Below are 14,006 nucleotides of genomic sequence, written 5' to 3'. Positions count from 1 at the left end.
GGATCAATGTCGGCGTCCATGATCGGCCCACGCCTCAAGCAATCCCTATAAAAACAAATGATCGGGAGTCGCCCCTTGAAAACCCTGCAGAGTCCACCCGACCCGAATGTGCTGGCCCGCGCTGCGGCCAAAGTCAAACGCCATGTGCTGCCGCTGTTCGTGGTGATGTTCATCGTCAACTACATCGACCGGGTCAACATCGGTTTCGTCCGTAGCCACATGGAAACCGACCTCGGTATCGGCGCTGCCGCCTATGGCCTGGGTGCCGGGCTGTTCTTCGTCGGTTACGCGATCTTCGAAGTGCCGTCGAACATGCTGCTGCAACGCTACGGCGCACGGGCCTGGCTGACGCGAATCATGTTCACCTGGGGCGCTGCGGCGATGGCGATGGCCTTCGTGCGTGGTGAAACCAGCTTCTATGTACTGCGTTTCATCCTCGGCGCCGCCGAAGCAGGATTTTTCCCCGGCATCATTTACTACTTCACCCAGTGGCTGCCATCGACCGAACGCGGCAAGGCCATGGCGATTTTCCTCAGCGGCTCGGCCATCGCCTCGGTGATCTCCGGACCGGTGTCCGGCGCGCTGCTGCACATCAACGGCTTGAGCCTGCACGGCTGGCAGTGGATGTTCCTCATCGAAGGTTTTGCGTCGATCGTGCTCTGCGGTTTTGTCTGGTTCTGGCTGCAATCCCATCCGCGTGAAGCGAAGTGGTTGAGCGATGAAGAGAAGACTGCGCTGACAACAGCCATCGACCTGGAACAGCAAGCCCGCGAAGCCACGCAGACGGTCAAACCGTCGATGTTCAAGTTGCTGGCCGACAAGCAGATCGCGCTGTTCTGTTTCATCTATTTCTCCATCGCCCTGACCATCTACGGCGCCACGTTCTGGCTGCCGAGCATGATCAAGAAAATGGGCAACCTCGGCGACTTCCAGGTCGGCCTGTTCAACTCGATCCCGTGGATCATTTCCATCATCGCGATGTACGGCTTCGCTGCGATGGCCAGCAAGTGGAAATACCAGCAGGCGTGGGTGGCGGTGACGCTGGTGATCGCCTCGTTCGGCATGTTTATGTCCACCACCGGTGGGCCGGTATTCGCCTTCGTCGCCATCTGCTTTGCCGCGATTGGATTCAAGGCGGCCTCGGCTTTGTTCTGGCCGATCCCGCAAGGCTATCTGGATGCACGCATCGCGGCGGCGGTGATCGCCTTGATCAATTCCATCGGCAACCTCGGCGGCTTCGTCGCGCCCACCGCGTTCGGTTTCCTGGAGCAGACCACCGGCTCCATCGAAGGCGGCCTGTACGGTTTGGCCGCGACATCGCTGGTGGCCGCCGTGGTGATCTTCTTCGCCCGCACCGCACCTCGCGGCGACAGCCTCCGTGCGTTGACCGGCGCATCGCCAGAAGGCGTCAGCGCAAAAAAGCCAGTCAGTCATCAAGCCCTGAAATCTGATCCAGCGGGAGCAACCTCTTGAAAATCAAACGAGTCACCGTCACCCCCATCGCCTTCCGTGATCCGCCATTGCTCAACGCCAGCGGCATTCACGAACCTTTCGCGCTGCGCTCGATCATCGAGGTCGAAAGCGACAATGGCTACATCGGTCTGGGTGAAAGTTACGGCGACGCTCCGGCGCTGGCGATCCAGCAACAGCTGCAAAGCCAACTGATCGGTCTTGATCCGTTCAACCTCAATCAACTGCGCGCCATCGTTCAGGCTACCGTCGCAGCGAACAAACCGGCGAGCCTTGCCGGCGCGGAACTGGCCCCCGGTTCCCATGCGAGCAAAGCGGTGAGCAATGCTTACTCGGCGTTCGAAGTGGCGTTCCTCGATTTGCAGGCGCATTCGTTGAACGTGCCGTTGGTGGACTTGCTGGGCGGGGCGATTCGTGACGAGATTCCGTTCAGCGCTTACCTGTTTTTCAAGTACGCCCAGCACGTCGATTCACCCTACAAACCTGACAGTTGGGGCGAAGCGCTGAACGAAGAGCAGATCGTCGCCCAGGCGCGGCGGATGATCGAGGCCTACGGTTTCAAGAGCATCAAGCTCAAGGCCGGCACGCTGCCGCCGGAGCATGAAGTGTCGTGCATCAAGGCGCTGAAAAAAGCCTTCCCCGGCTACCCGCTGCGCATCGACCCGAATGGTAACTGGTCGCTGGAAACCTCGATCCGCATGGCCGAATTGCTCGGCGATGACCTGCAATATTACGAAGACCCGACGCCGGGCCTGGACGGCATGGCCGAACTGCATAAGCGCACCGGGCTGCCGCTGGCGACCAACATGGTGGTCACCGATTTCGACGAGTTCCGCCGTAGCGTGGCGCAGAATAGCGTGCAGATCGTGCTCGCCGACCACCACTACTGGGGCGGTCTGCGCGACACCCAGGCGCTGGCGAAAATGTGCCAGACCTTTGGCCTGGGCGTGTCGATGCATTCGAACTCGCACCTGGGCATCAGCCTGATGGCCATGGCCCATGTCGCCGCCTCGGTGCCGAACCTCGACTACGCCTGCGACACTCACTATCCGTGGCAGGAACCGGACGAAGAGGTGATCAAGGGCGGCAAGCTGCCGATCGTCGATGGCTGCGTGAAGATCACCCGGGCGCCGGGTCTGGGCCTGGAACTGGATCACGACCAACTGGGCAAGCTGCATGACCAATACCTGACCTGCGGCATTCGCCAGCGCGATGACGTAAAGCAGATGCAGCGTTACAAGCCGGAATGGAAAGCCGTTAAACCGAGATTCTGATTGCGTGTAGTCCTTTGGTCCGGGAAGCGTGGGCGCGCTTGTCCGGACCGTTTTTTTTGTCGCTACAACCCATCCCCCAGCGCCTTGAAATACTCAGGGCTGTCGCTGATCGAGTTGTGTCCCGCGCCCTTGATGACCTGCATCGTTGCCACGCCCTTGGCGAAATGGCTGTAGAGCCGTTGCGTGCTTGAACCCGGAATCACTTCATCGTGTTCGGCAGCGATCAGCTGCGTTGGCACCGTGATGTGCGAGGCATAGCGCCAGGATTCGAATGTGTCCTTCAATAACCACTGCACCGGAAACCAGCGAAACTGGCGGGCGGCGAGTTCTTCAAGGCTGTTGTACGGCGTGATCAGCACCAGTCGCGTGGCCGGGCGTGAACTGGCCAGACGCACGGCCACCCCCGAACCCAGGCTGCGGCCGACCACGGCAATTTGTGGATGATCGGCGTAGACCTTGTCGAACAAGGTCATGGCATCGCGAGCGATCGCCTCCTCGGAGGGTGAACCGCTGCTGCCGCCGTAACCCCGGTAATGCATGAAATACAGCGCATGATCAGCAAAGGCCTCGGCGAATGCCGGCAGGCTGCGCGAAACGTCTTCGGCGTTGCCACCGAAGTAAATCAGCGCCTTGGGGCCTTCGTACGGTCTGACTGAAACCAGCACCTGCGCGTCATCGACCGGCAGCGTGAGCAGCGTTTCGGTTGAGCCGACGGCGCGGGGTTGCGGGTAGTAGATGAGCGAACGCTGAAAGACGAACAGCGCAACACAAAGCGCCAGGTACACCGCTGCGGGGATGACGACGAGTAACACCAGGGTGCGAGACATTCGGCTAACGTTAGTGGGCGGCATTGACGGCTCCGGGTGCTGTCAGAGTGTAGCTGGCGGTATAGGAGGGTGCCGATGCCCATCGGTCTCAAATGGCTCAATGTGTTGCCATCGGAAAGAGCGGCCCTGGCCTTGGGTTTCGCCTTTCATTTCTGTGTGCTCGCCAGCTACTACCTGGTGCGCCCGTTGCGCGATGCCCTGGGTCTTGAGGGTGGCGCCGACAAGTTGCAGTGGCTGTTCACCGCCACCTTCGTGGTAATGCTGTTGATGGTGCCGGTGTTCGGTACGTTGGCGTCACGACTGCCGGCCACGCGGTTCGTGCCGTTGATCTACCGCGTGATTGCCGTGTCGATGCTGGTGTTCGGCGTGCTGATCGCCAACCACGTCGCGCCGGTGACGGTCGGTCGGGTGTTCTTCGTCTGGATCAGCCTCTACAACCTGTTCATCGTCTCGATCTTCTGGAGCGTGCTGGTCGACCGTTTTTCCAGTGAGCAGGGCAGGCGGCTATTCGGATGCATCGCGGCGGGCGGCACCCTCGGCACGTTTATCGGGCCGTTGCTGGCGGCGACCATGGCCACACAGCTGGGGCCACTGGCATTGACCGTCGCCGCAGCACTGCTGCTGGAAATCGCCGTACGTTGCTATCGGGCGTTGCTGCTGCGCACGCAATCGCAGTCGGGCAATCCACTACTCGACGAACGGCGCATGGGCGGCGGCATCCTCGCCGGCATCACCCTGATCCTGCGCTCTCCGTACCTGTTGGGGCTGGTGCTGTTCATGCTGCTGCACACCAGCGCCGCGACCTTGTTGTATTTCGAGCAGGGACGGATCGTCGCTGGCAGCTACGCTGATACGGGCAGCCGGACGCAATTCTTCGCCGTCGTCGATTTGATCGTGTCGGCACTGACCCTGACGCTGCAACTGCTGCTGACGGCGCCGTTGATCCGTTTTGTGGGCATTGGCGGAGCGTTGGTCGCGATGCCGTTGGCGACCATCGTGGCATTCGCCGCCATGGCACTGGCGCCGGTGCCGGCCACCGTGGCGCTGGCCCAAGGCCTGCGTCGCGCGGTGGAATTCGCCATCGTGCGCCCGGCGCGGGAAGTGTTGTGGACGGTGGTCAGTCGCGAGGAGAAGTACAAGGCCAAGAACGTGATCGAGACCCTGGTCTATCGCGGCGGCGATGCCGCCAGTGGCTGGTTGTCCGCCGGTTTGACGACGATGGGCGCAGGGTTCGGCCTGGTGGCGCTGTTCATCGTGCCGTTTGCCGGGTTGTGGGCCGGTTTATGTCTGTGGCTGGCCCGGCGACAGGCGCAACAAGTCGAAACCTGATGGGCGGGCGAGGGACGATTTATGAGCCATCCTGTGGGGTACACCCGTAGAGAAATACTCACGCTGGCTGCCGGTGTTTCGGCGGTCTTCACGTTCGGTCCGACCGGCGCGCAAACCCCGCCGTCGACGGGAACAGGAGGCAAGACCATGCAGACCCGCGTCATTCCTTCCAGCAAAGAGTCGCTGCCCATCGTCGGGCTGGGCACTTATCGCGGCTTTGATGTGGCTCCCGCAGATCCGGCCTACAAACAACTGCCCGCCGTGCTGCACGCATTGTTCGAGAAGGGCGGGACGGTGATCGACAGCTCGCCGATGTACGGCCGTGCCGAACAGACCACTGGCGAGCTGCTGTCGATCCACGAACCGCGCTCGCCGGCGTTCCTGGCGACCAAGGTATGGACCCGGGGCCGCGAAGAAGGCATCGCGCAGATGGAAGAATCCTTCAAACTGTTGCAGACCGACCGCATCGACCTGATGCAGATTCACAATCTGCTGGACTGGCAAATCCATTTGCCGACCTTGCGTCACTGGAAGGAAGAGGGCCGCATCCGCTACATCGGCATCACCCATTACACCGCGTCGGCCTATGACGAGGTGGAAGCGGTGCTCAAAGCCGAGCCGCTGGATTTCTTGCAGATCAACTACGCGCTGGATGATCGTGGTGTCGAGAAGCGCATTCTGCCGCTGTGCCGCGAGCGCGGTGTGGCGGTGATCTGCAACCGGCCGTTCGGCGGCGGTGGCTTGCTCGGTCGATTGAAGGACAAACCGCTGCCGGGCTGGGCCGCACAAGTCGGGGTCAAGAGCTGGCCGCAACTGGCGCTCAAATTCATCTTGTCGCATTCGGCGGTGACCTGCGTCATCCCCGGTACTGGCAACCCGCGCTACATGGCGGAAAACGCCGGGGCCGGTTTCGGCCCGATGCTCACCGATGCCCAGCGTCATCAGTTGATTGCGTTGGTGGAATAGCCAATGAATCCGGGGCTCCATGCTGATTTTCCCGCTTGCCAGCATGTCATGAAAGCTCTCCTATACTGTTTCGCGAAGATCGGTTCCTGACTGCCCACAGCATTGCGCGGGCGCCTCTGTTCACGACTGCAAGGAGATCGAACATGGCAATCCGTATTGGCGATGAAGCACCGGATTTCACCGCCGACACCACCGAAGGCACGCTCAATTTTCACCAGTGGATCGGTGACGGCTGGGCCATCCTGTTTTCCCATCCGAAGGATTTCACGCCGGTTTGCACCACTGAACTGGGGTATCTGGCCAAACTCAAGCCAGAGTTCGACAAGCGCAACACCAAAATCCTCGGGCTGAGCATCGACCCGGTCAGTGACCACAACAAGTGGGTCGGTGACATCGAGGAAACCCAGGGCAACGCCGTCAACTATCCACTGATCGGCGACGAAAACCTGGTGGTGGCCAAGCTCTACGACATGATTCACCCCAACGCCAGCGGCGGCTCGCGTACTGCAGTGGACAATGCCACGGTGCGTTCGGTGTTCCTGGTCGGCCCGGACAAAAAGATCAAGGCGATGCTGATCTACCCGATGAGCGCCGGACGCAATTTCGATGAAGTGCTGCGTTTGCTCGACTCGCTGCAACTCAATGCCAAACACACCGTGGCCACGCCGGTGAACTGGCGTCCGGGTGAAGATGTGATTATTCCAACGTCGGTGTCTGACGAGGATGCGAAGAAGAAATATCCGGACGGCTTCAAGACCCACAAACCGTATCTGCGGACTGTGGCGCAACCGAAGTAATCACCCGGTAGCCGCTGGCGCAGCCTGCGCCAGCGGCTACAAAAGGCTCCCGCCTAAACCAGATACTTGCGAAACCACTCCACCGTCCGATCCCACGCCAGCTTCGCCGCCGCCTCGTCATAGCGCGGTGTCGAATCATTATGAAAACCATGATTGGCGCCAGGATAGATAAACGCTTCATAGGTCTTGCCCCCAGCCTTCAACGCCTGCTCATAGGCCGGCCAGCCTTCGTTGATGCGCGTGTCCAATTCGCCGAAGTGCAGCATCACCGGCGCTTTGATCCGCGAAACATCCTTGGCTTCTGGCTGACGACCATAAAACGACACCGCCGCCCCGAGTTCCGGGTAGGCCACGGCGGCCGCGTTGGTGACACCGCCACCGTAGCAGAACCCGGTGATGCCCACTTTGCCGCTGCCGGCGGGGTGTTTCATCATGAATTCGACGGCGGCGAAGAAGTCATTCATGAGCTTTTCCGGGTCGACTTTTTCCTGAAGCGCACGGCCCTTGTCATCGTTGCCGGGATAGCCGCCGACCGAGCTCAGGCCGTCCGGCGCGAGAGCGATGAAACCGGCCTTGGCCACACGCCGGGCGACATCTTCGATGTACGGATTGAGCCCGCGATTCTCGTGCACGACCACCACCGAGGCGACTTTGCCGGTGGCCTTGGCCGGACGCACCAGATAAGCGCGAACCTCGCCGTGGCCCTTGGGCGAAGGGTAGGTGATGTACTCGGCGATGATGTCCGGGTCGGTGAACTCGACCTGCTCGGCGAGGGCGTAGTTCGGGCTCAGGGAGGCCAGCAAAGCGCTGGCCGTCAGCCCACCGAGGGTGAACAACGCCGCCCGGTCGAGAAACTCGCGCCGGTTGATCAGGCCATGGGCGTAATAGTCGTAGAGCTCCAGCAATTCGGGGGCAAAGTCTTTCGCAGTGAGACGGGGCATCTGTGCGCTTCCTTTTTGGTGAATGGAACACGACCTCCTGTAGGAGCGAGCTCGCTCGCGATGGTGGTCAACGATAACGCAATGAACCTGACAGCCAGCGGTGGTCTCAGGTTTTTCGCGAGCAGGCTCGCTCCTACAGACACTGCGCCCCGGCTTTCGCCACTTGCGCATCCTGCTCGGCCTTGACTCCGGATACGCCGACCGCGCCAATCACCTGGCCGTCGACGATGATCGGTACGCCGCCTTCAAGCGACGTCAGCAACGGCGCCGAGACAAAGGCAGTGCGCCCGCCGTTGACCATGTCCTCGTAGCCTTTCGACTCGCGTCGCCCTAGGGCTGAGGTGCGGGCTTTTTCGGTGGCGATGTAGGCACTGATCGGAGCGGCGCCGTCGAGGCGTTCCAGGGCCAGCGGGTGGCCGCCGTCATCGACGATCGCGATGGTCACTGGCCATTGATTGTTCTGTGCTTCGGTCCGCGCCGCAGCGAGGATTCGGGTCACTTCAATCTGGCTCAGCACGGCTTTGCTTTTCATGGGCGTTCTCCAGGGCGCTATTGCGACAATGCGGCTTCGACCACTTCGATCCAGTGCCGGACCGGTGTGCGGCCCGCGCCGTCGAGGTGGGACTGACAGCCGATGTTGGCCGTGACGATGACTTCAGGGTAACCGCTTTCAAGTGCGTTCAGCTTGTTGTCGCGCAGTTGCCGGGACAGTTCCGGTTGGGTCAGCGAGTAAGTGCCCGCCGAGCCGCAGCACAGGTGACCGTCGGGCACGAAGGTCAGGTTGAAGCCCAGGCGCTCCAACACCGTTTCTACCGCGCCACCGAGTTTTTGCGCATGCTGTAAGGTGCAGGGGCAGTGGAAGGCCAGGCGCTGGGCGCTGTGGATGCCGAGCTGTTCCAGGGGTTCAGCGCGCAAAACTTCAACCAGATCCCTGGCCAGTGCGCTGACTTTTTTCGCCTTCTCGGCGTAAGCCGGATCGCGCTCCAGCAGATGTCCATAATCCTTGATAAACGCCCCGCAACCACTGGCCGTCTGCACGATGGCTTCGGCGCCTTGTTCGATGCTCGGCCACCAGGCGTCGATGTTGTGGCGGGCGCGATCAAGGCCGGCAGCCTGGGCATCCAGGTGATAATCCACGGCCCCGCAGCAACCGGCCTCGCGGGCCGGGGTGACGCTGATTCCGAGGCGATCCAGCACGCGCGCGGCGGCCACGTTGGTATTGGGCGACAGGCCCGGTTGCACGCAGCCTTCAAGCATCAATACGTGCCGCGCATGGCGAGTGGCGGGACGCTGCTTGGTCTGTGCTGCGCTGCGCGGCAGTTTGCTTTGCAGCGCGTCGGGCAGCAGCGCGCGCAATACCTGGCCGCTGTTGACCAGGCCTTTGAACAGATCAGGATGGGGCACGAGCGTGCGCAAGCCCTCGCGCAACAAACGTTGGCCGATTGGGCGCGGTACCGCCGCATCGACCACCGCACGGCCGATATCCAGCAAATTGTGATAGTCGACGCCAGACGGGCAGGTGGTTTCGCAGTTGCGGCAAGACAGGCAGCGATCCAGGTGCTGCTGGGTCTTTTGGGTGACCTCGTTGCCTTCCAGCACCTGTTTGATCAGATAGATGCGCCCCCTTGGCCCATCCAGTTCATCGCCGAGCAACTGATAGGTCGGGCACGTGGCGTTGCAGAAACCGCAGTGCACGCAGGTGCGCAGGATGCTGTCGGCTTCTTCGGCACGGGGCAGTTGGCGAGCGCTTTCGCTCAAGGTGGTTTGCATGATTCAAAGCTCCGCGTACAGGCGACCGGGGTTGAAGATGCCCCGGGGGTCGAGTTGTTGCTTGAGGCTTTGGTGATAGCGCAGCAACGGGCCGGGCAATGGCTGGAAGGGGCAGTCGATCAGGCCGTGGCTGTAGCAGGTCACGTGACCGCCGACTTCCTCGACCACCTGGCGAATGAACGTCGCTTCAGCATCGGATTTGAGCCAGCGCTGAGCGCCACCCCAGTCGATCAGTTGCCGACCGGGCAGCGACAATTTAGGCGTGTTGTGCGGCAAGGACAGACGCCAGAGCGGCTGGTCCTCATCGAAGAAACTCAAGCGCTGTTCGTTGAGGTCGGCCCAATAGGTGTTGTCCAGCCATTGACCGCCCAAACGGTCCTGGGCCGCCGTCACCGAACCTCTGCCACCTTCAAGACGCAGGTGCAGATACTCGCCGTCATGGCAGGCGGCGCTGATCGGCAAGGGTTGCTGGCCCCATTGCGCCAGATGCTGCATGGCGCGTTCGCTGTTCATTGGCAGGCTGATGCTCAAGGATTGCCGGGGTTTGGGCAGGACCTTGAGCGAGACTTCGGTGATCAGCCCCAATGTCCCGTAGCTGCCGGCCATCAGGCGCGACACATCGTAGCCGGCGACGTTTTTCATCACCTCGCCGCCGAATCGCAAATGCTTGCCGAGACCGGTAATCACCCGAGTGCCGAGGACAAAGTCGCGCACCGATCCCGACCACGGACGCCGTGGCCCTGACAGCCCGCAGGCAATCATGCCGCCCACGGTGGCGCCATCGCCGAATGACGGTGGTTCGCAGGGCAGCATCTGCTGCGCGGCGTCCAGCACCTGCATCAACTCAACCAGCGGTGTGCCGCAGCGCACGGTGACCACCAGTTCCGTCGGGTCATAGCTGACAATGCCGCGGTGCGAACGGGTGTCGAGAATTTCCCCCGCGGTCACGCGGCCAAGAAACGCCTTGCTGTTGGAGCCCTGGATGCGCAGCGGCGTGGCGTTTTCCAACGCCTGATTGACTTGCTCCAGCAGCGTGCCGCTGTCATCGAAATCGCCTGTGCCGTGCATCAGAAACGCTCCAGGTCAGGGAAGGGCAACTGCCCGGCGTGTACATGCATCGCGCCGAATTCGGCACAGCGGTGCAGGGTCGGAATGTTCTTGCCGGGGTTGAGCAGACCGCTCGGATCGAACGCTGCTTTGACCGCATGAAACAGGGTCAGCTCGTCGCTGTTGAACTGCGCGCACATCTGATTGATCTTCTCGCGGCCCACACCGTGTTCACCGGTAATGCTACCGCCGACCTTCACGCACAATTCCAGGATCTTGCCGCCCAGGGTTTCGGCGCGCTCCAGTTCCCCGGGCGTATTGGCATCGAACAGAATCAGCGGGTGCATGTTGCCGTCGCCGGCATGGAACACGTTGGCCACCCGCAGGCCATATTCGGCCGACAACTCTTTGATGGCGTGCAGTACGCCGGGCAAGGCGCGGCGCGGAATGGTGCCGTCCATGCAGTAATAGTCCGGCGACAAACGGCCCACGGCCGGGAACGCATTCTTGCGCCCCGCCCAGAAGCGCACGCGCTCGGCTTCGTCTTTGGCCAGGCGTACTTCGGTGGCACCGGCCTGCTCCAGCACCTGGCGCACACGGTCGCAATCGTCGCGTACGTCAGCTTCGACGCCATCGAGTTCGCACAGCAAAATGGCCTCGGCGTCCACCGGGTAGCCGGCGTGGATAAAATCCTCGGCGGCGCGGATCGCCAGGTTGTCCATCATTTCCAGGCCACCGGGGATGATGCCGGCGGCAATGATGTCGCCGACAGCGCGGCCGGCCTTTTCCACGGAATCGAACGCCGCCAGCAGCACCTTGGCGGACTGCGGTTTGGGCAGCAGTTTGACCGTGATTTCGGTGATGACCCCGAGCATGCCTTCGGAGCCGGTGAACAAGGCCAGCAGATCGAGGCCGGGTGAATCGAGGGCATTGGAGCCAAGCGTCAAGTGTTCGCCGTCGACGGTGAGGATGTCGACCTTGAGCACGTTGTGCACGGTCAGGCCGTACTTCAGGCAATGCACGCCACCGGCGTTTTCCGCGACGTTGCCGCCGATGGAACAGGCGATTTGTGACGACGGGTCCGGCGCGTAATACAAACCATGTGGCGCGGCGGCCTGGGAAATCGCCAGGTTGCGCACCCCGGGCTGAACCCGTGCGGTGCGGGCGTCGGGGTCGATGTGCAGAATCTGGTTGAAGCGCGCCATCACCAGCAGCACGCCTTTTTCCAGGGGCAAGGCGCCGCCGGACAAACCCGTTCCGGCACCCCGGGCAACCACGGGCACCTGCCGTTGATGACACAGGCGCAGCACGCCTTGAACCTGCGCGATGTCCCGCGGCAACACCACCAGCATCGGCGTGGTGCGATACGCCGACAGGCCATCGCATTCGTACGGCTTGAGTTCTTCCTGCTGATGCAGGATTTCCAGATCGGGCCACTGCGTTTGCAGGGCTTGCAGCAACGCGTTTTTGTCGACGTCAGGCAGGGCGCCGTCAACGCGTTCATCGTAGAGAATGTTCATCGGCGCTCGACCCTCGTTTTGTTGTTATGTGAGGTCTGTTTTCGCGATCCACTGTCTTAATCATTGGCCCGCCTGGCTCAGCTGTCCATGGGATCTTTGTCTGCTCGACGGACGATTCATTCAATAAAACCATCACCCAAGTAGAACGCTACGCCCGGGCAGTGAACCCGGGCGTGGTTAAGGTTTATGCAAGGAAGCGCTGCGCTGGAATCAATGTCCGCCCACCACCATATGGCTGAACGGCGCCACATACGCCTGCAACGTCACCAGCCCACCGACCAGGATCGCCAGGATGATCGAGTGGAAGAACACGTAGCGCAGGATTTCCCCTTCGTGGCCATACCAGCGCGTCGCGGTGGAGGCGACCACGATGGATTGGGCATCGACCATCTTGCCCATGACCCCGCCGGAACTGTTGGCAGCGGCCATCAGCACCGGGCTCAAACCCAGTTGCTCGGCGGTGACCCGTTGCAAGCCGCCGAACAGCACGTTGGACGCGGTGTCAGAGCCGGTCAACGCCACGCCGAGCCAGCCCAGTAATGTGCCGAACATGGGGTAGAAAATCCCCGTCGCGGCAAAGGCCAGGCCCATGGTTGCATCCAGCCCGGAGTAACGCGTGAGGAAGCCCAGGGCAAGCATCGCGGTGATGGTGATCAATGAATAGCGCACCACCCACAACGTACGCAGGTACTGGTGGATGAGTTGCGGGATGGAATAACCCATCAGCAATCCGCCGACAATCGCTGCCAGCAGAATGCCGCTGCCGGTGGCGGTGAACCAGGTGAATTTGTACACCGCTTCTTCGACTTTCGGCGCCGGTACTACCGGTGGCACTTTCTCGATCTGCTGGTGAATGGTGGTGAAGGTCAGCACCGGGGCAAAGACCGGATTGGCTTCGCGTATTGGCTTGCCCTGCGGGTCGAGCTTGGCCGAGTGAGTGGCCGGATCAATCGCCGGGCGGGTGTCGAACATGTTTTTGAAACCCTGGGTGCCCCAGGCGAACACGAACACGGTGAGGATGATCCACGGCATCCACGCACGCATCACCGCTTTTTTCGAGTCGCTGGAAAACGCGGCGGTGGGCTCAGTTTTCGATTCATATTCAGCGTCGATTTTGGAATCGTCGACCCGTCCAGTCAGGGCCGCGGAAGTATGCACGGTGGCCGGTTTCCAGACTTTCAGGAAACCGGTCAGGCAAGCCATGGAAATCAGCGCGGCGATCACGTCCACCAGCATCGGCCCGTGATAGTTGGACACGAGGAATTGCGGGATGGCAAAACTGACCCCGGCCACGAGGATCGCCGGCCAGATCTCCAGCATCTTGCGCCAACCGGCAAACGCCCAGATCAGCCAGAACGGCACGATCACCGAGAAGAACGGCAGCTGTCGACCGACCATCATCGACAGCTCCATTTCATCCAGCCCGGTGACTTTGGCCAGGGTAATGATCGGCGTACCCAGCGCCCCAAAGGCTACCGGCGCGGTGTTGGCGATCAGCGCCAGGCCCGAGGCGGCCAGCGGCGAGAAGCCCAGACCGATCAGAATCGCCCCGGTCACCGCCACCGGCGTACCGAAGCCGGCCGCGCCCTCGAAGAAGGCGCCGAAGCAGAAAGCGATTAGCAGCAATTGCAGGCGCCGGTCGTCGGTGATCCGTGCCAGGGAATCCTGCAGCACTTTGAACGAGCCATTTTCGGTGGTGAGGCGGTGCAGAAAGATGATGTTCAACACGATCCAGCCAATCGGCAGCAGACCGTTGGCGGCGCCATAGAGTGCAGCGGAACCGGCCATGTTGGCGGGCATGCCGAACGCGAAGATGGCGATCACCAGCGCCGAGGCCAGGGCGAGCAGTGCTGCCAGGTGAGCCTTGACATGGAAGAACGCCAGCGCGGCCAGCATCACCACCACCGGCACGGCGGCCATGAGGGTAGAAATGACCGGGTTACTGAACGGATCGTAGATTTGCTGCCAAACCATGTTCCACCTCTGCTTTTTTTTGTTGGATGCGCAGACCCCGGAGGGGCGGTGGCTTCTAGTATAGGTGGCATTTCGCCGCTGTCAGGCTGAG

Annotated in this window: 12 protein-coding genes; 5 read left to right on the top strand and 7 right to left on the bottom strand. The window is 61.6% G+C overall.

Annotated elements, in window-relative coordinates; genetic code table 11:
• Nucleotides 1-75: 75 nt before the first annotated feature.
• Both ACNYC6_RS02795 and ACNYC6_RS02790 read left to right on the top strand, forming a co-directional pair.
• Nucleotides 76-1,473: an MFS transporter gene (locus ACNYC6_RS02795; RefSeq protein ID WP_419710975.1), complete on the top strand. Its 1,398-nt coding sequence runs from the start codon at nt 76-78 to the stop codon at nt 1,471-1,473.
• Complete coding sequence (locus tag ACNYC6_RS02790; RefSeq protein ID WP_419710974.1) at nt 1,470-2,744, top strand: glucarate dehydratase family protein; 1,275 nt, start codon at nt 1,470-1,472, stop codon at nt 2,742-2,744. The genes ACNYC6_RS02795 and ACNYC6_RS02790 overlap by 4 nt, the downstream gene beginning before the upstream one ends.
• 62 nt (nt 2,745-2,806) lie before the next feature.
• On the opposite strand, the gene ACNYC6_RS02785 is transcribed toward ACNYC6_RS02790, so the two are convergent.
• Nucleotides 2,807-3,595 (bottom strand): alpha/beta hydrolase, encoded by a 789-nt coding sequence (locus tag ACNYC6_RS02785; protein WP_419710973.1) that lies wholly within the window; start codon nt 3,593-3,595, stop codon nt 2,807-2,809.
• A 51-nt stretch (nt 3,596-3,646) separates the two neighbouring features.
• On the opposite strand from ACNYC6_RS02785, the gene ACNYC6_RS02780 reads away from it, so the two are divergent.
• From ACNYC6_RS02780 to ACNYC6_RS02770, 3 genes are all read left to right on the top strand, one after another.
• Nucleotides 3,647-4,900 carry an NTP/NDP exchange transporter gene (locus tag ACNYC6_RS02780; protein WP_419710972.1) on the top strand — a complete coding sequence of 418 codons (1,254 nt, stop codon included), beginning with the start codon at nt 3,647-3,649 and terminating at the stop codon, nt 4,898-4,900.
• Between the two features lie 21 nt (nt 4,901-4,921).
• Nucleotides 4,922-5,866 carry an aldo/keto reductase gene (locus ACNYC6_RS02775; RefSeq protein ID WP_419710971.1) on the top strand — a complete coding sequence of 315 codons (945 nt, stop codon included), beginning with the start codon at nt 4,922-4,924 and terminating at the stop codon, nt 5,864-5,866.
• 143 nt (nt 5,867-6,009) lie between these two features.
• Entirely contained in the window at nt 6,010-6,663 is a 654-nt protein-coding gene (locus ACNYC6_RS02770) for a peroxiredoxin (protein WP_338586285.1), read from the top strand.
• A gap of 53 nt (nt 6,664-6,716) precedes the next feature.
• Here ACNYC6_RS02770 and yghX read toward each other — a convergent pair whose 3' ends face one another.
• The 6 genes from yghX to ACNYC6_RS02740 all read right to left on the bottom strand — a co-directional run bounded on the left by yghX (nt 6,717) and on the right by ACNYC6_RS02740 (nt 13,915).
• A complete protein-coding gene (gene yghX / locus ACNYC6_RS02765; RefSeq protein WP_419710970.1) occupies nt 6,717-7,604 on the bottom strand; it encodes a YghX family hydrolase in 888 nt (295 codons plus the stop codon).
• Between the two features lie 133 nt (nt 7,605-7,737).
• Nucleotides 7,738-8,136 (bottom strand): heme-binding protein, encoded by a 399-nt coding sequence (locus ACNYC6_RS02760; protein WP_419710969.1) that lies wholly within the window; start codon nt 8,134-8,136, stop codon nt 7,738-7,740.
• 17 nt (nt 8,137-8,153) lie between these two features.
• Nucleotides 8,154-9,374, bottom strand: coding sequence for a glycolate oxidase subunit GlcF (gene glcF, locus ACNYC6_RS02755; RefSeq protein ID WP_419710968.1), 1,221 nt, complete (start codon nt 9,372-9,374; stop codon nt 8,154-8,156).
• Between the two features lie 3 nt (nt 9,375-9,377).
• A complete protein-coding gene (gene glcE / locus ACNYC6_RS02750) occupies nt 9,378-10,442 on the bottom strand; it encodes a glycolate oxidase subunit GlcE (protein ID WP_419710967.1) in 1,065 nt (354 codons plus the stop codon).
• The gene (glcD, locus tag ACNYC6_RS02745; RefSeq protein ID WP_419710966.1) at nt 10,442-11,941 is read right to left on the bottom strand and encodes a glycolate oxidase subunit GlcD; all 1,500 of its coding nucleotides are present in this window, start codon (nt 11,939-11,941) and stop codon (nt 10,442-10,444) included. The genes glcE and glcD overlap by 1 nt, the downstream gene beginning before the upstream one ends.
• 210 nt (nt 11,942-12,151) lie before the next feature.
• Nucleotides 12,152-13,915 (bottom strand): L-lactate permease, encoded by a 1,764-nt coding sequence (locus ACNYC6_RS02740; protein ID WP_419710965.1) that lies wholly within the window; start codon nt 13,913-13,915, stop codon nt 12,152-12,154.
• Nucleotides 13,916-14,006 lie beyond the last annotated feature (91 nt).

Source organism: Pseudomonas sp. NFX224 (assembly GCF_048565165.1).
Classification (GTDB): Bacteria; Pseudomonadota; Gammaproteobacteria; order Pseudomonadales; family Pseudomonadaceae; genus Aquipseudomonas.
Note: the sequence above shows the minus strand (reverse complement) of the source record. Positions and strands in the feature narration are given on the sequence as shown.